18 protein-coding genes are annotated in these 20406 nt (G+C 61.5%); 13 read left to right on the forward strand and 5 right to left on the reverse strand.

Features of this window, described 5'->3' with window-relative positions; translation table 11 throughout:
• Positions 1-72: 72 nt before the first annotated feature.
• Entirely contained in the window at positions 73-975 is a 903-nt protein-coding gene (locus tag HV822_RS00820; RefSeq protein WP_238871785.1) for a LysR family transcriptional regulator, read from the reverse strand.
• A gap of 102 nt (positions 976-1077) precedes the next feature.
• On the opposite strand from HV822_RS00820, the gene HV822_RS00825 reads away from it, so the two are divergent.
• The 12 genes from HV822_RS00825 (at position 1078) to HV822_RS00880 (ending at position 15674) form a co-directional block, all read left to right on the forward strand.
• Positions 1078-2109, forward strand: coding sequence for an HlyD family secretion protein (locus HV822_RS00825; RefSeq protein WP_238871786.1), 1032 nt, complete (start codon positions 1078-1080; stop codon positions 2107-2109).
• Positions 2102-3673, forward strand: coding sequence for a DHA2 family efflux MFS transporter permease subunit (locus HV822_RS00830; RefSeq protein ID WP_238871787.1), 1572 nt, complete (start codon positions 2102-2104; stop codon positions 3671-3673). The genes HV822_RS00825 and HV822_RS00830 overlap by 8 nt, the downstream gene beginning before the upstream one ends.
• A 130-nt stretch (positions 3674-3803) precedes the next feature.
• The gene (locus HV822_RS00835) at positions 3804-5087 is read left to right on the forward strand and encodes an NAD(P)/FAD-dependent oxidoreductase (RefSeq protein WP_238871788.1); all 1284 of its coding nucleotides are present in this window, start codon (positions 3804-3806) and stop codon (positions 5085-5087) included.
• A 176-nt stretch (positions 5088-5263) separates the two neighbouring features.
• Positions 5264-5656: a PA2779 family protein gene (locus HV822_RS00840; RefSeq protein ID WP_238873661.1), complete on the forward strand. Its 393-nt coding sequence runs from the start codon at positions 5264-5266 to the stop codon at positions 5654-5656.
• A gap of 3 nt (positions 5657-5659) precedes the next feature.
• The gene (locus HV822_RS00845) at positions 5660-6580 is read left to right on the forward strand and encodes a PA2778 family cysteine peptidase (RefSeq protein WP_238871789.1); all 921 of its coding nucleotides are present in this window, start codon (positions 5660-5662) and stop codon (positions 6578-6580) included.
• 367 nt (positions 6581-6947) lie between these two features.
• A complete protein-coding gene (locus HV822_RS00850; protein WP_238871790.1) occupies positions 6948-8009 on the forward strand; it encodes a type VI secretion system-associated FHA domain protein in 1062 nt (353 codons plus the stop codon).
• 6 nt (positions 8010-8015) lie between these two features.
• Positions 8016-8483, forward strand: a complete 468-nt coding sequence (gene tssJ, locus HV822_RS00855; RefSeq protein ID WP_238871791.1) for a type VI secretion system lipoprotein TssJ — start codon at positions 8016-8018, stop codon at positions 8481-8483.
• A 1-nt stretch (position 8484) separates the two neighbouring features.
• Positions 8485-9816: a type VI secretion system baseplate subunit TssK gene (gene tssK, locus HV822_RS00860; RefSeq protein WP_238871792.1), complete on the forward strand. Its 1332-nt coding sequence runs from the start codon at positions 8485-8487 to the stop codon at positions 9814-9816.
• 5 nt (positions 9817-9821) lie between these two features.
• On the forward strand, positions 9822-10670 hold the full coding sequence (gene icmH, locus HV822_RS00865) for a type IVB secretion system protein IcmH/DotU (protein ID WP_238871793.1): 849 nt from the start codon (positions 9822-9824) through the stop codon (positions 10668-10670).
• Positions 10667-14011 (forward strand): type VI secretion system membrane subunit TssM, encoded by a 3345-nt coding sequence (gene tssM, locus HV822_RS00870; RefSeq protein WP_238871794.1) that lies wholly within the window; start codon positions 10667-10669, stop codon positions 14009-14011. The genes icmH and tssM overlap by 4 nt, the downstream gene beginning before the upstream one ends.
• Positions 14008-14748 carry a PP2C family protein-serine/threonine phosphatase gene (locus tag HV822_RS00875; RefSeq protein ID WP_238871795.1) on the forward strand — a complete coding sequence of 247 codons (741 nt, stop codon included), beginning with the start codon at positions 14008-14010 and terminating at the stop codon, positions 14746-14748. Before tssM ends, HV822_RS00875 begins: the two co-directional genes overlap by 4 nt.
• Positions 14749-14795: 47 nt before the next feature.
• Complete coding sequence (locus tag HV822_RS00880; RefSeq protein ID WP_238873662.1) at positions 14796-15674, forward strand: serine/threonine-protein kinase; 879 nt, start codon at positions 14796-14798, stop codon at positions 15672-15674.
• An 8-nt stretch (positions 15675-15682) separates the two neighbouring features.
• On the opposite strand, the gene thrH is transcribed toward HV822_RS00880, so the two are convergent.
• Positions 15683-16300, reverse strand: a complete 618-nt coding sequence (gene thrH / locus HV822_RS00885; RefSeq protein WP_238871796.1) for a bifunctional phosphoserine phosphatase/homoserine phosphotransferase ThrH — start codon at positions 16298-16300, stop codon at positions 15683-15685.
• 222 nt (positions 16301-16522) lie between these two features.
• Here thrH and HV822_RS00890 point away from each other — a divergent pair, with 222 nt between their 5' ends.
• On the forward strand, positions 16523-17248 hold the full coding sequence (locus HV822_RS00890; RefSeq protein ID WP_238871797.1) for a phosphoadenylyl-sulfate reductase: 726 nt from the start codon (positions 16523-16525) through the stop codon (positions 17246-17248).
• A gap of 25 nt (positions 17249-17273) precedes the next feature.
• On the opposite strand, the gene cysB is transcribed toward HV822_RS00890, so the two are convergent.
• From cysB to HV822_RS00905, 3 genes are all read right to left on the reverse strand, one after another.
• Positions 17274-18248: an HTH-type transcriptional regulator CysB gene (gene cysB / locus HV822_RS00895; RefSeq protein WP_238871798.1), complete on the reverse strand. Its 975-nt coding sequence runs from the start codon at positions 18246-18248 to the stop codon at positions 17274-17276.
• Positions 18249-18405: 157 nt separating this feature from the next.
• Entirely contained in the window at positions 18406-19323 is a 918-nt protein-coding gene (locus tag HV822_RS00900; RefSeq protein ID WP_238871799.1) for a 5'-nucleotidase, read from the reverse strand.
• Positions 19324-19332: 9 nt separating this feature from the next.
• Positions 19333-20289 carry a putative 2-dehydropantoate 2-reductase gene (locus tag HV822_RS00905; protein ID WP_238871800.1) on the reverse strand — a complete coding sequence of 319 codons (957 nt, stop codon included), beginning with the start codon at positions 20287-20289 and terminating at the stop codon, positions 19333-19335.
• Positions 20290-20406 lie beyond the last annotated feature (117 nt).

The raw sequence follows: 20406 nt of genomic DNA on the forward strand, positions 1-20406 counted from the left end.
GACTCTCTCGATCAGACAGCCCGGCTGCGACCGAGCTGTATTGGTGTAGTAGGCCGCCGATTTTATCAGGGCTCAGCCTTCAATCTCTATATAGTCGGACGCCCGCTCCTGCAGACGCTCGATGACAAAATCAATGAAGGCCTTGACCTTCATCGCCTGAAAACGGCGTGACGGATAAAGCGCGTACAGCTCACTGGAGGGCAGGTGCGTGTTCTCCAGCACCCGCACCAGGGTGCCGTCCTCCACGCAGGCTTCGGCGATGAAGGCCGGCACATTGATGATGCCGGCACCCGCCAGCGCAGCCTCACGGGCAAAGGTGATGTTGTTTACCAGCAGCACCGGGTTGATCGGCACACTGACCGCCGGCTGCTCGAAACGCCATTTGCGCGCCCCATCAACCAGCGCATGAATGCAGCGGTGCGCGCTCAACTCGGCTGGCGCAGCGGGCATACCGTAGCGCTTTATATAGTCGGGGCTGGCATACAGCTGGCGTGGGCTGGTCATCAAGCGGCGCGCCACCAGGCTTGAGTCCTGCGGGCGCCCGAGGTGAATCACCACATCCACCCCCTCCTCGACCGGGTCAACCGTGCGGGTGCTCAACTCGACCTCGACCTGAATGGCCGGATAGGCGCGCATGAACTGCCCGACTACTCCGCCGAGAAACAACTGGCCGAATTCAATCGGCGAGCTGACCCGCAGCAACCCTGTCGGCTCGCGCTGCAGCTGCATGATCGCCTGCTCAGCCTCGGCAAACTCCTGCATGATCTGGCGACAGCGCTCATAGTAGGCCTGCCCCACCTCGGTGAGGCGCAACTTGCGGGTGGTACGGTTCAGCAACCGCACGCCCAAACGCTCCTCAAGCTGCGCAATGCGCCGGCTTACAGTGGATTTCTGCATACCCAGCGTGGTCGCGGCGCTAGTAAAGCTGTGGCACTCGACTACCCGAGTGAAGATCAAGGCGTCATCCAGCCCCATTACAACTGTTCCCCTGCTGCAACAAAGTTTCCAGATTCTAGCGCCTCCGACGCCCCGGGGAACAGTGTTAGAGTGCGGGCAGAACAAAAATTGAGGTAACGCATGTCAGCCCGCGTCAGAGTCCGTCTGTTTGTCTTCCTGCTCATTTGTGCCCTGCTGGGCGCCGCTGCCTTTGCCCATTGGTGGCTGGTAGGCCGCCACTACCAAGAGACCGACAACGCCTACGTGCAGGGAGACATCACGTCGGTTTCCAGCCGCCTGTCCGGTCAGGTGCTCGATGTTCTGGTAAGCGACAACCAATCAGTCGCCGCTGGCGACCTGCTGGTGCGCCTGGACGCACGTGACTTCGAAATCGCCGCTGCCGAAGCGCGCGCCAATCTCGCGACCCGCCGCGCCGAACAGCAACAGGCGCGGTCACGCCTGACACAGCAGGACAGCCTGATCGCTGCCGCTGCCGCCAATGTCGAGGCCAGCCAGGCCGAACAGCGGCGTATCGAGCTGGATATCAAGCGCATCACCCCCCTGCGCCAGTCCGGCTACGCCTCGGAAGAACAACTCAGCAACTTCCACGCCCAGCTGGAGGTGGCCCGCGCACAGGTCAGCAAGGCCCGCGCGGACCTGCAAACTCAGACCCTGGCCAAAGACACCCTGAATGCCGACATCGCTCGTCTGGACGCCCAGATTCAAGTCGCCGAAGCGACCGTAGAACAAGCTGAGCTGGCGCTTGAGCGCACCGAGATTCGCGCACCTGTTGCCGGTCTAGTCGGGCAACGCACCGTGCGCATTGGCCAGAACGTCGCCCCCGGCAACCACCTGTTGGCGGTGGTGCCTAACAGCGATCTGTGGGTCAAGGCCAATTTCAAGGAAACCCAGATCGACCAGATGCACGAAGGGCTGCGAGCGGAACTGGTGTTCGACAGTTTCCCCGACCAGGTCATTGAAGGCCGCGTACAGAGCCTGTTCCCGGCCTCCGGGGCACAATTCAGCCTGCTGCCGCCGGACAACGCCACCGGCAACTTTACCAAGGTCGTACAGCGTATTCCGGTCAAGCTGGTCATCGATCCCGAGCACCCCTTCAGCGACCTTGTTCGCCCTGGCATGTCGGTGCACGTGAAGGTCGACCTGCGTGGCTGATGCCGGCTTCAACAACGAGATTCCACCACCGGGCAGGCGCGACTGGATAGCCTTGCTCAGCGCCATCCTCGGCGCCTTTATGGCGATTCTCGACATCCAGATCATCAACTCCTCGCTGAAGGACATTCAGGGGGCGCTGTCGGCGACCATTGAGGAAGGTTCCTGGATATCCACTTCCTATCTGGTGGCCGAAATCATCATCATTCCGCTGGCGGCCTGGTTGACCACCATCTTCTCGCCGCGACGCTTTGCGATCACCATCTCCACCATCTTCGTCATTGCCTCGCTGTTGTGCTCCATGGCCTGGAACCTGGAAAGCATGATCGTGTTTCGCGCCTTGCAAGGCCTGGCCGGCGGCGCGCTGATCCCCTTTGCCTTTACCCTGATCCTGACCAAGCTGCCACCTGCCCAGCGCCCCAAAGGCATGGCCATGTTTGCCATTACCGCCACCTTCGCGCCATCAATTGGCCCCACCATCGGCGGCTGGCTAACCGAAAACTTCGGGTGGGAGTACATTTTCTATATCAATATCTTCCCGGGCATTCTGATGGCTGCCGGCTTGATGTACGGCCTGGACAAGGCCAAGCCGCGCTGGGACCTGCTGCGTCAGGGTGACTATATCGGCATCGCTACCATGGCGATTGGCCTGGGTTGCCTGCAGGTGTTTCTGGAAGAGGGGCATCGAGAGGACTGGTTTGAGTCGCGGTTGATCACGACCCTGGCGATCATTGCCTTCATTAGCCTGTGCAGCTTTGTGATTGTCCAATTGACCCGCGACGATCCGCTGGTAAACCTGCGCCTGCTGAAAGACCGCAACTTTCTGCTCGGCAGCCTGGCCAATATTGGCCTGGGCGTTGGCCTGTACGGCACGGTGTTCGTGCTGCCGGTGTACCTGGCCCAGATCCAAGGCTACAACGCCCTGCAGATCGGCCAGGTCATCATGTGGATGGGCATACCGCAGCTACTGATCATTCCGCTGGTGCCGATCTTGATGCGGTTTATCGACGCTCGCCTGATCTGCGCTACGGGCTTCTTCCTGTTTGCCTTTGCCAGTTTCTTCAGCGGCCGCCTGAATCTGGACTTTGCCGGCGACCAGTTCATCGCCATCCAGATTTTCCGCGCATTCGGTCAGCCGATGGTGCTGGTGCCCATGTCGATCCTTGCCACTGCCATGATTGCGCCGTCGCAAGCGGGGTCCGCCTCTAGCCTGTACAACATTTTGCGCAACCTGGGCGGCGCCATCGGGATCGCTGCCCTGGCGACCATCCTAGACAGTCGCGCCAAGTATTACTTTGACTTTCTGCGTGAGCACATCACGCCCGGTAATGCAGCGTTTGAACAGCGTATGCATCTGCTCACCGCTCAGCTCGGCGACCCCCAGGCTGCGCTGCAACTGCTCAATAATCAGGTGCATCAACAAGCGGCGATCATGGCCTACAACGATGCCTTTCACCTGATCGCTATCATGCTCGGCTTTTCGATGGTTTTCGTCCTGATGTGCCGCGCCCTTCCCAAGGAAGAACCAGAACCGGCTGCCAGCACTGCCGAGCCCGCCCCTAGCTGAGCCTCTGCGCGGGCGATCCCGCCGGCGGCCAGCTGTGTCTTTTTTTGAGCACCCTATGGCAATAGAGCCTTCCTGCGAGTAGCATCAGCGAATACTGTCAAAAATATTCAACAATCGCATAGGTGCCCTCATGGTCGAGACTCAACACACCACGTCCTATTACGCCGCCTCGGCCAACCCTTCACCAGCGCGCCCCGCACTGCAAGGCACTAGCGAAACGGATGTGTGCGTCGTGGGTGCTGGCTTTACCGGCATTTCGGCCGCCCTGCACCTTGCCGAGCAGGGGTTTCGGGTCACCGTACTGGAGGCTGTGCAGGTGGGCTTCGGCGCATCCGGACGCAACGGCGGGCAGATCGTCAACAGCTACAGCCGCGATATCGATGTTATCGAGCGCACCCTGGGCGCCGACCAGGCTCGCCTGTTGGGCGACATGGCCTTTGAAGGCGGCCGTATCATCCGCGAGCGGGTGGCCCAGTATGGAATCGATTGCGACTTGAAGGACGGCGGCGTGTTCGCGGCGTTTAACGCCAAGCAGATGCAGCACCTGGAGGCACAGAAAAAGCTCTGGGAACGCTACGGCAACACCCAGCTGGAGCTGCTCGATGAGCGCCGTATCCGCGAGGTGGTCAATACCGATATTTACGTCGGCGGCATGCTGGATATGAGTGGCGGCCATATCCATCCGCTGAATCTGGTGCTGGGCGAGGCGGCTGCGTTTGAATCGCTGGGCGGCATTATCCATGAACATTCGCCGGTAACCCGCATCGACCAGGGCGAGAACCCCGTGGTGCACACGGCCAACGGGCAAGTGAAGGCGCGCTACGTCATCGTTGCCGGCAACGCCTACCTTGGCGACCTGCTGCCGCAGTTGGCGGCCAAGTCGATGCCCTGCGGTACGCAGGTAATTACCACCGAGCCCCTGTCCGAAGAACTGGCCAGTTCACTGCTGCCACAGGACTACTGCGTCGAAGACTGCGCCTATCTGCTGGACTACTACCGGCTCTCCGGCGACCGCCGCCTGATCTTTGGCGGCGGCGTAGTCTATGGTGCCCGCGACCCGAGCAACATCGAGGCAATGATTCGTCCCAACCTGGTTAAAACCTTCCCGCAGCTCAAGGACGTGAAGATCGATTACGCCTGGACCGGCAACTTCCTGCTCACGCTGTCGCGCTTGCCACAAGTCGGTCGCATCGGCAGCAACATCTACTACTCACAAGGGTGCAGCGGGCACGGGGTCACCTTTACCCACGTTGCCGGGCGTGTGCTGGCCGAAGTACTGCGCGGCCAAGCCGAGCGATTCGACGCCTTCGCCGCCCTGCCACACTACCCCTTCCCTGGCGGCCGCCTGCTGCGTGTGCCATTTACTGCCATCGGCGCCTGGTACTACCAGATGCGCGACAAGCTCGGGCTGTAGTCGAGGGCGCGCGGGAGGTGAAGCAGATCACAACGGCAGTGGCACTTCGGAACCTGCAGCCGTTGCACAGGTCGTTAAAAGGGAGCGCAACATGCGCATCGGACGTCCACCTTCCGGTGGTTGAAAGCTTCCACGCAGGGAAGCCACAACAGAATGAGGAATAACCCATGACTTTCATGCGATCCACCAGGCGTTACCTGTCTATCCTGCTGACCGCACTGTTCATGCTGACATCGATGGCCAGCCTGCAAGCCCAGGCCGCCATGGTCGGCACCAGTGAAGCCGTCGCCCAGCAACAACTGAGTGTAGACCGCGCCGAGCTCAAGGCAATGCTCGACGATCAGGCCGTACAGGATAAGCTGGCCAGTCTCGGCGTCTCTCAGGACCAGGTCGAAAAGCGTATCGACAGCCTGACCGCCAATGAGCTTGCCGAGTTCAATAGCCAGCTGGATGACGCGCCGGCCGGCGCCGGTGTTGTCGGTATCATCGTGCTGTTTCTGGTGATTTTCATCATCACCGACATGCTGTGCGCAACCGACATCTACAGCTTCGTCAACTGTGTGAATTAAACCATGTACAAGGCTCTGCGCCTTGGCCTGCTACTAGGGCTGGCAGCCATGCTGTCAGCCTGTGCCGGCCTTGCCCCCCGCACCACTTTCGATCTACCCACCGACCTGCCCGCCAACCGCTTGCTGACTAACCTGCCCTTTCACGCGCAGGATGCCTATCAGTGCGGCCCGGCATCGCTGTCCATGCTGCTGGGTCAACGGGGAATCCAGATCAGCCCAGAGCAACTGAAGGGTCGAGTCTACCTGCCCGAACGTCAGGGCACATTGCAGGTGGAAATGGTCGCTGCCGCCCGTGAGCAGGGGCTGCTGGTATACCCACTGCCCCCTGAACTGGACGCTATTCTGCGTGAACTGGACGACGGCAATGCGGTGCTGGTGATGCAGAATCTGGCCTTCGACTGGTATCCCCAGTGGCACTACGCCGTCGCCGTGGGCTACGACCTGAATACCCGGGAGCTGATCCTGCATTCAGGGCTCAATGCCCGTCAGCGCGAGCCCTTCGCCGTCTTTATGCGAACCTGGGAACGTGCTGAGCAATGGGCGCGGGTTGCGGTACCGCCGGGCCATATCCCGGCCAGCGCCGAGCCCCTGCCCTACCTGGCCGCCGCGGCAGACCTGGAGCAACTCGGTCAACGCGACAACGCCGCCAAAGCCTATCAGGCCGCCGCCGAGCGCTGGCCAGAGCAACCCGCAGCGCTGCTGGGCCTGGGCAACATTGCCTGGAACAACGGCCAGCAAGCAGACGCCATCGAGCATTTCAGTGAATTGGTACGCCGTTTCCCCGATTATCCAGCCGGCTGGAACAATCTGGCCACAGGTATGCAGGAAATGGGTTGTGACGCCGCCGCCGAGCAAGTGCGAGCCTGCGCTGCAAACAGCCAGAGTGTCAGCGATGGCAGCTGCATGATCCCGGTCTGTCGCTGATCCGAGAGACAGCACGCGCCACTTTTCGCCAGCACTGCGCAAGATGTTGCGCAGTGCGCCGAGATAAGCATCACACCTCCCGCAGCCGAAACCTCATAAGCAACATAACCCTATGATTAGCAAAGAATAAAAATATCGGCACAAAGCTTGCCTCATGCTGAGCTATCGACCCAGGACGGGTTCAGTTCAGTAGCAAATGGATTAAGCAATGCGCCTATCGCTTCCCCCTCTCCACTTCGCGCCTTCCACAGCGCTCTTCCTATCGCTCTGCCTGCTCTGCGGGTGCAACGGCAACCTGCGCTTCGATGACGAGCAATATCAGCCCCTCGACGCCTCCCATCGCACCACCGATGCAGGAGGGCGCTAGATGGAGCTGATGCTCGAAGTAATCTCCCCCCCGCCAGAGCCGCAGCAACCACCGCTATCACGCCTGTTCAGACAAGCTGGCGGCGTCATTGGCCGGGCCGCCGATTGCGACTGGGTACTGCCCGATCGCCAGCGCATCATCTCCGGTCACCACGCGCAGATCAGTTACAGCGACCAGGCGTTCTATCTGACCGATACCAGCAGTAACGGCATTCACCTGAAAGCTGACGGTCGGCGGCTGACCAAGGATCAGCCCGAACGCATTGAGCACGGCCAGATCTACTGCCTGGGCGAGCTGGAGGTCCGGGCACGTCTACAGCAGGTCTCGGCCAGCAACCACGCCCCCATCCCTGACGACGCCTTCCTCTCTCTGGATGGCGACAGCAGCGGCGCCGACAGCCCAGACCCACTCGCTGCCTGGCTCAGTGAACCGGCCGCTTTGGTGCAGCCTACCTCCAGCGCCGAGCACCATCGCGTCGAGGCCGAACACGTCAGACTTCCACGCGCACAGACCACACTCACAACCACACCCGCTGCGGAGGGCGAACTGGCCGAACAGCTGTGCCAGCAGCTTGGCATTCAGCCTGCGTCGTCCGCCCAGGCGGTCGCCATCAGCAAGCAGGCCATCACACTGTTACGTAGCGCCGTGGCCGAACTGCAACACAGCCTGTACGCACAGCAGCAAAGCGCCGGGCAACTGCAAGGTGGCAGCAACCGCCACCCGTTAACCACCGGCCAGGACAGCGCCGCCGCGCTGCAGCAATTGCTCAGCGCCGCTGACGGCGACGAACTGCTGCGCAGTGCCTGGCGCCAGTTGCGCACCCATCAGCTGGCGCTGCAGCAGGCCAGCAATCGGCTGACCGATCAACTGCCGGCGCTACTGGCGCCCGCGCAATTGCTCGGCCCAGCTCTGCTACGTACCGACGGTGCCCGCTGGCGCGCGCTGCAGCAGCAGTACCAGCAACCCGCCGCGCTGCAGCAACGCTGTCAACAGGCTCTCAAAGACGCCTACCAGGAGCAGCACCAGCTGCTGCAAAGCCTTCACCACAACCCGTTCGGATGACCCTCAATGTATCGTCTTCTTCCCGTACTAGCAGCCTGTCTGCTGAGTGCCTGCAGCATGCTGTCACCCTACTCGGAGCTCACCAAGATAGACTTGCAGCTCAGCGCCAGCGACAGCCTGAACCCGGACTTGCATGGCCGCCCCTCGCCCGTCGTGCTGCAACTGGTTGAGCTGCGCCATCCGGTAGCCTTTGAGCAGGCCGACTTCTTCGCCCTGCAGCAACGTCCACAACAGATATTGTCACCCGATCTGCTGGCCCTCCAGGAGCTGGAACTGCGCCCTGGCGAGCAGCGCAGCTTCAAGATTGCAGCGCGCCCGGATACCCGCTACCTGGGCCTAGTTGCGGCATACCGTGACCTGCCCAACAGCCGCTGGCGTATCCAGTTGGCGCTGCAACCCGGTAAGCGCAACACCTTCGAGCTGGCCTTGGGTGAATACGGCATCGAACCACGCCACCCAGCCGGAGACCGCTGACATGCCGGCATTGAAAGTCGTCTGGCACGAAGGCATGTTGCTGCGCCCCCAGCACTTCCAGCAGCACGATCGCTACTACGACGAGCAACTGACCCGCCGCACCAACGGGCTGCATGCGCACGCCTGGGGCTTTACCCAGCTGACGCTGGACAGCCAGTTTCTCGCCCTAGGCAAGATCGTCATCACCGATGCCAGCGGGCTGCTGCCCGACGGCAGCCTGTTCGATCTGTCCCAAAGACCCGAACCTTTGGCCCTCGATGTGCCCCCCGGCACCCTGAACAGCCCTGTCTACCTGGCCCTGCCGCTGGTCAGTGGCGGGCACGTTGAAGTCCAGACTCAAGGCACGGACAGCTCGCTGGCACGCTATGTCAGCACCGACCACGACGTTAGCGACGCCAACGCCGGCGCGGCCGGCAGCGCTACCCTGCGCTGCGCACAACCGGCTTTTCGGCTGATGCTCGGCGAGGCTAAGGACGACCAGGCGCTGGTGCGCCTGCGCCTGTGTCAAATCCAGGAGAGCAACAGCGACGGCAGCATTCGTCTGGACGACGAGCAGGTCGCCAGCTATCTGCACTGCCAGGACAGCCCCTTTCTGCAGAAATGCCTGCAGGAGGCCATCAGCCTGGTACAACACCGCGCCGATGCACTGGCCGAGCGCCTGCGCAGTCGCGGCAAGGCGGCCAGCGCCGAACTGGGCGATCTACTGATGCTGCAGTTGCTCAACCGCCACGAGCCCCTGCTGCGCCAACTGCGCAGCGGCAGCCATACACCACCAGCCGCCCTGTTCAGTCTGCTACTTAGCCTGCTCGGAGAGCTTTCCACTTTCAGCTGCGACAGCAAGCGACCGCCCACCGAGTTGCACTATCAGCACAGCGACCAAGGCGGCAGCTTCCGCCAATTGATGCGCGCCCTGCGGCAAAGCCTCTCGATGGTGCTGGAGCAGCACGCGCTGGAGCTGCCGCTGCAGCAACGACAATACGGCATTCGTGTCGCCCCGCTCAGCGACCCGGCGCTGCTGGACAACGCCCTGTTTGTCCTCGCCGCCAAGGCTGATTGCGATAGCGACAGCCTGCGCAAGCGCCTACCCAATCACCTCAAGATCGGCGCAGTCGAGCAGATTCGACAATTGGTCAACCTGCACCTGCCAGGCATCCGGCTGCGCGCACTGCCAGTGGCTCCGCGTCAGCTGCCGTTCCACAGCGACCGCACCTATTTTGCGCTAGAGCTCAGCGCTGACGAGCGCGCGCAGCTTGCCAGCTCCGGCGGCTTCGCCTTTCACGCCGGCGCAGAGCTGAGCAACCTGCAACTCGCCTTTTGGGCCATCAGGAGCTGACTTCCATGCATGCAATGGCATCCCCCCAGGACGACCGCACGGTCATCCTCGCTCAGGACGACAACTTGTCAGCCGACACACCGCTCACTGATTACAACCCGGTGTTCCAAGCGGCACCTCTGGCCCAGCGCCTGACCTTACCGCCCGGCAACAGCTCGTTACTGATAGACGCCCACGGCCCCAACACCTTGTTGGCGCTCGCCGCCCCACTGTTCTCCGAACTGATTCAGCTGAAGTACGCCGCCCCGCAGGACAGCCCTGAGCTACTGCGCGAGTCTCTGCGCGTCGGCATCCAGCAGTTTGACCTGCAGTGCCAGGAACACAAGGTTGAGCAGACCACTCGCCATGCGGCCCGCTACGTCCTCTGCACCGTGCTGGATGAAGCCATTCTGGGCACCCGCTGGGGTAACGACAGCGACTGGTCGCAACACAGTCTGCTCAGCCAGTTCCACCAAGAAACCTTCGGCGGCGAGAAGTTCTTTGTGCTGCTGGAGCGCCTGTTTCGAGAGCCGAGCCGTCACCTAGACGTTCTCGAATTGATGTACGTCTGCATTGCGCTCGGCTTTCAGGGCCGCTACCGCCTGCAGCCGCGTGGCGAAAGCGCCCTGGCAGATATCAGCGAACGCCTGTATCGCGAGCTGAAACGCTACCGCGACGAACCCGACAGCCGACTCGGTACCACAGCGGCGCCCGAAAACGGTACGCAACAACTGTCACGCGGTATGCCCGCGTGGCTGCTGATCGCCGGCACGCTGGGCATGCTGTGGTTGCTGCACAGTGGTTTCAGCAGTGTGCTGGACCAGCAACGCAATAACACCTTGCAACACTACAGTGCCCAGGAGGCTCAGCCATGACACCCGCGCTGACCCGCTTACTTACCCTACTGCGCTCACCACCCGGCTGGTCCGCGCTGTTGCTGATACTGCTCGGCTTGCTGATCTGGCAGCTGGGCCCCATGGTATCCATCAACGGCCACGCTATCTGGAGCAGCCGCTGGAGCCGCGCGGCGACCCTGGCCTTACTGGCCACGCCATGGGTGATATGGCGCCTGATCAGCTACTGGCGCAAACGCCCGGCCCCCAAGCCACCCAGCCCGGAAGAAGAGCAACAGCAGGCCCGTCAGATCGACGTGCACCTGGCCCTGCATCAGCGCTGGCTGCTGGCCCAGCAGCAAATGGGCCACGCCGGACTCAGTGCCCGCGAGCGTCGACAGTTGCCCTGGTACTTGTTGATTGGCCCGCAAAACGCCGGAAAAAGCAGTCTGATTTGCCAGTCGGAACTGCCCCTGGTGAGCACCACCGCCGATGCACCGGAAGGTGACGCCGGCCCAAGTCCGGCTGAATGGCACTGCCACCGAGCAGGTGCGCTGATTGACTGCAGTGGCCACTGCCTGCCCGACGCCGAGTCCGCCGCACCAGCAGCGCACTGGCAGGCACTGCTCAATCTGCTGCGCCAGCGCCGCCAACCGGCACTGAACGGCGTGCTGGTCACCCTACCAGTCGACCTGCTGCAACAGGACCACAACCTTGAATTGGACAATCTGGCACGCCGCCTGCGTCAGGCACTGGCAGAGCTGCGCCATCAGCTTGGTCTGGACCTGCCGGTGTATCTGCTGCTGAGCAAGGGAGACCTGATCCCGGGCCTCACCGAACTGCTAGAGCAATTGCCGGCCAATCAACGTCAGCAGCACTTTGGTATCCATATCGATGACCAACCCAACACCGATCCGCAACAGCAAAGCCGTGCCTATGCCGGCCTGCTCGGCCGCCTGAATACTCAGATGCTGAACCGCCTGCATCAGGAGCGCGACCCGGCCCGTCGCAGCCAACTGTTTGACCTACCCTGGCAGCTCGCTCGCCTGGAAGGTCCACTGCAACGCTTTATCGAGCAGAGCTTCAGCGCCAACCGCTACCAGCCCGGTGCCCGCCTGCAAGGCCTGTACTTCACCTGCGCAGGTCAACACGAGCACGACTGTCTGATGTCCTCACCACTGCCGGCCAGACAGTCCGGGTTTATCACGGAGCTGTTGGAGCAGATCATCCTCGGTAACCCCCAGCGCGTATGCCTCGACCAGCAGCGCCGACAACATCAGCGGCGCCGTCAGCGCATCGGCCTGGGCCTGGCTGCCGCCGGACTGGCAGCCTGCACCCTTGGCTGGGGCTGGGCCTATCACCAGCAGAGCGAGCGCCTCAGCCAGCTGGCGCAGCTGGCTGAGCACTTCCTGCCTACTACGCCTACCATTGAAGCGCATAGCCGCATCACAGCGCTGCTGCAGCAATTGGACACCCGCTACGCGGCCACCCTGGTGCAACCCAAGGTAACCAGTAGCGCGCTTGGCCAGAACCTGACGTTGGAGCAGGCTCCAGCAGTACAACCACAGGTGCAACGCCACTATCAGCAAGCGCTACGCGATTACCTGCAACCTCTGATCAGCCGCCAGCTGGAGGCGCGGTTGCGCAGCGCACACGCCGATCGTCAACAGCTGATTGGCCACCTGCGCGCCTACCTGATGCTCAGCCAGAGCGAGCGCCTGGACGCTGACTACCTGCAACAGTGGATGCGCGAAGAGTGGCGCCACCGATACCCCGACCAAGCCGACGTCCAACAACACCTGAACCAACACCTTGCCAGGCTGCTGGCACTGCCCTGGCAGTCGGCAGCAGCAAACCACGAGCTAATCAGCGCGGTGCGCGAACAACTGCAGCAAGAGTCTCTGGCCCAGCTGACCTATCGTCTGCTGCGCGAACAGGCCCGCGCCCTGCCCACCTACCGCCTCGACAGCCAGTTGGGTGCCGATCACCAGCTGTTGGCCAGCCGACCGGTGGAGATTCCCGGTTTCTATAGCAAGCCGGGCTATCAGACGCTGTTCCAACAACGGGGGCCGGCGTTAATCGAGCGCCTGCTGGAGGACAACTGGGTGCTTGGCAATCGCAGCCGCCTGACGCCCAGTGAGCGGCGGCAGCTGCTGATTGAAGTGGAAGCGCTTTACTTTCAGGATTACACCGATCAATGGGTACGCGCCCTGGCCGCACTGCGCATGGCACCGCTACGCAGCGGTCGTGCCGTCACCGATCTGGCCGCTCTGGGCGCCAGCAGCGCGCCACACCTGCAACTGCTGCTGCAATTGCGCGAGCACACCCGGCTGATTGACCCGGCACTCGACCATTCAGCGCCTGCCAGCCCGGCCAAACAGGCGTTGCAGCAACAATTCTCCGAGTTGCACGCACTGCTGGATGACACCGGCGCGCCCAGTCCAGCGCTGCGCCAGAGCCAGCAGGCGCTAGCGCAGCTGCAGCTGCAGGTCGCCCAGCTATATAACAGCGGCGACAGCGGCCAACAGGCCTTTGAAATGGCGCGCAAACGCATGCAGCATCAGGCTGATGCCATCAGCGCCACCCGTGACGCCGCCGGCGTGCTGCCGGCGCCACTCGACAGCTGGATCGGTCAGGTGGCGTCCGACGCCTGGGGACAGGTGTTGGCCGACGCAGGACGCTATCTCAATCAGCGCTACCGCGCAGACCTCTACAGCGTCTACCGCAGCGCCCTCGCCCAGCGTTATCCATTCAGCGCTGACAGCAACCGCGACGTTGAACTGAATGACTTCCGCAGTTTCTTCCAGCATGAGGGTACGGTCGAGCGTTTTATCGGAAGTTACCTGCAACCCTTCGTCATCCACAGCAATGGACGCTACCGCCTGCGTTCGCTGGACGGCCGCAATCTGCCGCTCTCTGCGGCTCTACTGACGCAACTGGGCCGCGCTCAGGCGATCCGTGACGGCTTCTTTGCCGACGACCCCTTCGAGCCCGGCGTACAGTTTCGCCTTGAGCCCTATGCCCTGGATGCCAGTCTCGGCCGATCCAGCTTTCATTATGGCCCGCAGCAACTGGAGTATCGCCATGGCCCGATTGTCGCCACCGCTTTCCGCTGGCCTGCGGCAGAGGGCAGCGAGCGCATCAGCCTGACCCTGGAAGACCTCGGCGGCCGCCGCATGCGCCTGCAGCAGGAGGCCGGCGCCTGGTCTCTATTCCGTCTGCTAGATCGGGTGGATATCGAACGCCAGGAAGAGCGCGATGCACTGCTACTGCGCGCCAGCATCGGCGGCATGCGCGCTCAGTACCTGCTGCACAGCCAGCGAGCGCCCAATCCGTTTGACCCTGAACTGCTACGTAACTTCGCCCTGCCAGCGCAGCTATGATCCACTGGGACAGTGCAAGCCAGACGCATACCGGCAAGGTACGCAGTCGTAACGAAGACGCCGTGCTGGACCGGCGGCCACACAGCCTGTGGGCAGTCGCCGACGGCATGGGCGGCCACCAGAACGGCGCTCTGGCGAGCAGGATGATTGTCGAGCAACTGGCAGACCTGCCGTTAGGCGCCAATCTGGATCAAAACCAGCGGCGGATACGTCAGGCTCTGCATCAGGTCAACCATCGCCTGACCCAGGACCTGACGCTGTCCGCCGGCCAGCCCGCACCGCTGATTGGCAGCACCGTGGTCGCGGTCACCGCCTATGGCATGCGCGCAATGTGTCTGTGGGCCGGCGACAGTCGCTGTTATCTGTGGCGCCGGCAGAAGCTCTACCTGCTATCCAAGGACCACACCCTCGCCCAGCAACTGATCAGTGGCGCCAATATGAGCCCGGCACAGGCTGCCCGACACCCCAGCGCCCAGGCGCTCACCCGCGCGGTGGGCGCGCACCAGATCCTGCGCCTGGACGTCACCGAGTTCAACCTGCAAAGCGGCGACCGACTGCTGCTATGCAGCGACGGCCTGTACCGTGCGCTGACAGTCCGCCAACTCAACCAGGCACTGGCGCTGCACAGCGCCCGCGCGGCGGTTGAGCACCTGTTTGCACAGGTCCTGCAAGGCGCCGCCAGCGACAACCTCAGTGCCATTGTCATCCGCCCGACTCCCCCGCCGAGCCTACCGTGAACCAGGCAACCCAACCCCTGCAGGCACCCAGCGAGCTTCCGCAGCTGATGGGCAAACGCTACCAGATCGAGCGCCTGCTTGGCGTCGGCGGCATGGGCGCGGTGTATCGCGCCCGCGACCTGCTACGTGAACAGTTTGGCGACCCCGAGCCCTGGGTCGCACTGAAAACCCTGAACGACACCTTCGCCCGCCATCCCGACGCCAACGCCCTGCTGTACAGTGAATTTGCCCTTACCAGCCGCCTGCATCACCGCCATATAGTGCGCCCGCACAGCTTTCACGTGGACGCCGAAAGCCAGCGCGCCTTTCTTACCCTGGAATTACTGGATGGTCCCACGCTCGATCAGATCATGGCCTCGCACCCGCAGGGCATGCCCTGGGCCGAGCTGCAACCCTTGGCTCTGGCCCTGCTGGATGCCCTGCGGCACGCTCACCAGCGCGGCGTGCTGCACGGCGACATCAAACCGACCAACGTGATGCTCTGTGCCAGCGGTGTCAGGTTGTTTGACTTCGGTCTGGGCCAGGCTAATGAAGGACTGTTGAGCAGCCTCCCAAAACTGTCGCGCCGCCGGCTGGCCGCCTGGACACCCCGCTACGCGGCGCTGGAACTGCTGGATGGCGGCGACCTTAGCAAGGCCACCGATCTCTACGCACTTGGTTGCGTACTGTATGAGCTTGCCAGCGGGCATCACCCCTTCAGCCGCCTGACCGCACGCCAGGCCATGCGCATGGACCAGTACGCCAGCTTGCAAAAACCCGCCGGCTTGCCAGCGCACTGTTGGCCAGCACTGCGCACTGCGCTGGCTTTCGAACCGGCACAACGTCAAGGCAGTGTGGAACAGCTACGGGAGGTTTTCGGGCAACCGAGTCGACGCTGGTGGCTGCCGCTGAAGCGTAATCGGCCGACGGTATTGCCGCCGGCCTGAGGGTCAAATCAGAGCGCCAGCTCGCGATTGGAGGCGGCGATAAAGGCCTTCTTCAGGTCTTCGTAGGTGTGAACTGCGGGGAATTGCGGAAACTCGCGAATCACATTGTCCGGGGCATGGAACAGAATACCGGCATGTGCTTCAGACAGCATGGTAGTGTCGTTGTAGGAGTCACCCGCCGCGATGATGCGGTAGTAGATACTCTTCAGCGCGATGACCGACTGGCGCTTGGGGTCTTTCTGGCGCAGCTGATAGTCAACAACACGGTCGTTCTCATCCGTGATCAGGCGGTGGCACAGCAGCGTTGGGAAACCGAGCTGACGCATCAGCGGCTGGGAGAACTCATAGAAGGTGTCAGACAGAATGACGACCTGAAAACGCTCACGCAGCCAATCGACAAACTCAACAGCGCCTTCCAGCGGCTTCAGCGTCGCGATGACTTCTTGGATATCCGACAGCTTGAGGCCGTGCTTGTCGAGAATAGACAGACGTTGCTTCATCAGCACGTCGTAATCGGGAATGTCACGGGTGGTCGCCTTGAGCTCCTCAATGCCGGTCTTTTCGGCAAAGGCAATCCAGATTTCCGGGACCAGTACGCCCTCCAGGTCAAGGCAAGCAATTTCCACGCGACACTCCTGATTTTCAATAGTTGAGGCTGGCGCACAATCTACCGGCAAGCGCCCCCGCGCGCAACGGGAAGCGGGTTTCCACCGCCCGCCACCATGGCAAAAAGGCATAAAAATATAACCAAATAAAAGAGGATGGACTAAGACGCCCTTTGTTAGACTGCCGGCGTAAACCAGAAACGGTGGCACACCGATCCACCGCCGGATTGAGAGCCTGATGCAATGAGTAATTTCGACATCGACCAGTTGGCCAGCGAATACGCCAACAAGTCGCCCCAGCAGATCCTCGAACTTGCCCTGGGCCAGTTCGACAATCTCTGGCTGTCATTCAGTGGCGCCGACGATATCGTCGCTCTGGATATGGCCTGGAAAATCAACCCCGAGATCAAGGTGTTCACCCTGGACACCGGCCGCCTGCACGCCGAGACCTACCGCTTCCTTGAGCAGGTACGCAAACACTACGGCATTGAGCTTGAAGTGCTGTCTCCAGATCACCAGCAACTGGAAGCCTACGTCCGTGAAAACGGCCTGTTCGACTTCTATGAAAACGGTCACGGCGGCTGCTGCGGTGTGCGCAAGATTGCCCCGCTGCGCCGCAAACTCGGCACAGTCGACGCCTGGATTACCGGCCAGCGCAAGGATCAAAGCCCCACCCGTGCCGACGTGCCGGTGATTCAGCTGGACACCGCCTTTTCGACGGACGACCACTCACTGGTGAAGTTCAACCCGCTGGCAAACTACAGCAGCGAGGACGTCTGGAACTACATCCGCATGCTGGAAATCCCCTACAACCCGCTGCACGAGAAGGGCTTTATCAGTATCGGTTGCGAGCCCTGCACCCGTCCGGTCCTGCCCAACCAGCATGAGCGCGAAGGCCGCTGGTGGTGGGAGGAGTCGACCAAGAAGGAATGCGGCCTGCACGCCAGCAACCTGATTGCCCGCAGTTAGGGCCTGTTACCGACCGAGGCCGGTGCTAGAGCACCGGCAACTCGACCCCATCAAATAAAGCTTCCAGCTCCACCTTATTACCGCACAGCAGCGCCTGCTCGATCACATCGCGGGTCAGGTGAGGCGCAAAGGCTTCGATAAATTCGTACATATAGCCGCGCAGGAAGGTGCCTCGGCGGAAGCCAATCTTGGTCACACTCGATTCAAACAGCCGGCTGGCGTCAATGACCACCAGGTCCGGGTCAGCCACCGGGTCAACCGCCATGTGCGCGACAATGCCGACTCCCAGGCCCAACCGCACATAGGTCTTGATCACGTCGGCGTCGGCAGCGGTAAACACCACCTTGGGCGACAATCCGCGATTATTGAACGCATCGTCGAGCTTGGAGCGGCCGGTAAAACCAAACACGTAAGTGACCAGCGGCCAATCCGCCAACGCCTCCAGCGTCAACTCTGGCAGCTGCGTCAAGGGATGCCCTTTGGGCACGATGACGCAGCGATTCCAACGATAACAAGGCATCATCACCAGGTCGGAGAATAACTCCAGTGCTTCGGTGGCGATGGCAAAATCGGCGGTGCCATCAACCGTCATCTCGCAGATCTGCATCGGCGACCCTTGATGCATATGCAGGGACACTTCCGGGTAACTCTGGATGAACTTCTGAATGATCGGTGGCAACGCGTAACGCGCCTGGGTGTGCGTTGTTGCCAACGTCAAGGTGCCCTTGCGCTCATTGCTGAACTCTTGGGCAATCTGCTTGATGCTGTCGACCTTGCGCAGTATCTCGCCAGCGGTAGCGATAATACGCTCGCCCGCTGGCGTAATACGGGTCAGGTGCTTGCCACTGCGAGAAAACACCTCTACGCCCAACTCGTCCTCAAGCAGGCGAATCTGCTTGCTGATGCCAGGCTGAGAGGTATAGAGACTCTGGGCGGTGGCGGACACGTTCAGGTCATGGTGGGCCACTTCCCAGATATAGCGCAGCTGCTGCAGCTTCATGAATGCATCCTCTGTCGATCCAAACCCGGTGCGGCTTGGCTGGCGCGGCAGCGCGGAAAGCGCTTATAACCAGATCGCCTGTTTTGACAGTTAGGTTAGTCCATAAATTCCAGCAACGGAACGAATTAGTGCTGCGTCTCACACAGCCAATCGCTCATCAAGCTGAAGAGGATGGTTTGAGGTTGCTGATCCCGTGCGGCACATGCCCGGTAGGCACCACGCCCACGGCGCGCTGACAGTGGCCTTCCTGATCATCAAAAAACAGGTCGGCACCAAAGGCCTGGAGAAACTGCGACTTGTCCAGCCCGCCGAGAAACAGCGACTCGTCCAGTCGAATATCCCACTCGCGCAAGGTGCGGATCACCCGCTCATGGGCCGGAGCACTGCGGGCGGTGAACAGCGCCGTGCGAATCGGGCACTGTTCGCCGGCAAATTCGGTCTGAATTCGATTGAGCGCGGCAAGAAACGGTTTGAACGGACCACCGCCGAGGGGGTCGCGTGCGGCGGCCTGTTCACTGGCCTGGAAAGCGGCCAGCCCGTCGCGCTGAAACACCTGCTCCGACTCATCGGAGAAAAGCACCGCATCCCCATCAAAGGCAATACGCAGCTCATCGCGCTGCTCTGGACGGCGCTTGGCTGGCAGAATGGTTGCCGCAGCAAAACCGGCCTCCAGCGTCGCGCGCACATCTTCAGCGTGCGTCGAGAGAAACAGCTGACAACCAAAGGCCGGAATGTAGGTAAAGGGACTACGGCCGCCAGCAAACGCCGCGCGGGTGATGCCAAGGCCATAGTGCTGAATGGAATTGAATACCCGCAAGCCGGTGTCCGCGCTGTTACGCGAGATCAGCACAACCTCGACGCGGCTATCGCCTTCGAGCAGATTGTTGATGCGCAGCAGCTTTTGCACCAGCGCAAAGGCTTCGCCCGGGTCCAGCGGAATATCCTCACGGGCGATCTGATACTGCCGGTAGGCTTCCAGCCCCTGCTGCTCGAAAACCTGATGGCTTTCGTCCAGATCAAACAGCGCTCTGGACGAGATGGCAATGACCAGTTTGTCTCCGAGCAGGCTGGGCATGGAACGTCCCTATTCGTTAGTCAGGTAGCGGGCCTGAAGAAATGTCAGCTGATCCAACATTGCCTCGATTTTCGGTAGGCTGCAACCGGCCTCTGCGCCCAGACGCAGCAGCTCACCATAGAGAGCGTCCAGCTCCATCGGGCGCTTGTGCAGCCAGTCATGGTACATGCTCGGATGGTAGTCCGGCATGGCTTCAGTACCCTTGAACATGTAGTCGATCACACCATCAGGGATGCCGACGCCACGCGCACGGGCAGCAGCAATCACTTCTTCCATCATTTCGGTGATCAGCTTACGGCTGGCGGGGTTGTTGACCAGTTCCTGAGTACCGGCGTTGAGCACTACAGAGATGCCATTGAAGGGCGCATTCCAGATCAGCTTCTGCCAGCGCGCCTCATCTACACCAGGCAGCAGACGGGTCGGGATATCGCCCGAGGTGAGCAATGCCACGCCCTCTTCCAGCAGCGCCTGCTGCTCGTCCTTGGTCGCCGCCGGGCCAGAGTGATAGCCCAGATCAATCATTCCGTTGGACTGGTGCTTGACCACACCCGGACCTTCGCGGAACAGGCAGACGTAACACAGGCCGCCGATCAGGTGCATGCTGTCAGGCAGGAAGGGGCGCAGGTGATCTTCATTGTTCAGGCCATTCTGCAGCAATACGACCTTGGCATCGGACTTGCCTGCCTTGGCAATAATGTCGCCCAGATTGCCGGCGGTGGATTTTGCGCCTACGAAAATCCAGTCGCACTTGGGCATGTCTGCGGCATCCTTGTACGCCTGAACCGGATGCACGTGCAGTGTGGGGTTGACCAGACTGTCGATGGTAATGCCCTTCTCTTTTACCACTTCGTATTCGCTACGCAGCAGGAAGTGCACGTCATTACCGCCATTGGCCAGCATCGCGCCGTAAAAACCACCGATAGCGCCGGTGCCAATGATCCCGATCTTCAGATTACTCTGACTCATACAACCCTCATTTGGATGATGTGTTATTGGTATCCGGCCATGGTAATCCGCCCACCTGCTGCACGACAGTCAACAACACGACAAAATCAGGCCACTGCTGCACATTCGGGCGCCGAT

Origin of the sequence: Halopseudomonas maritima (assembly GCF_021545785.1) — a bacterium.
In the GTDB taxonomy this organism is placed as follows: Bacteria; Pseudomonadota; Gammaproteobacteria; order Pseudomonadales; family Pseudomonadaceae; genus Halopseudomonas; species Halopseudomonas maritima.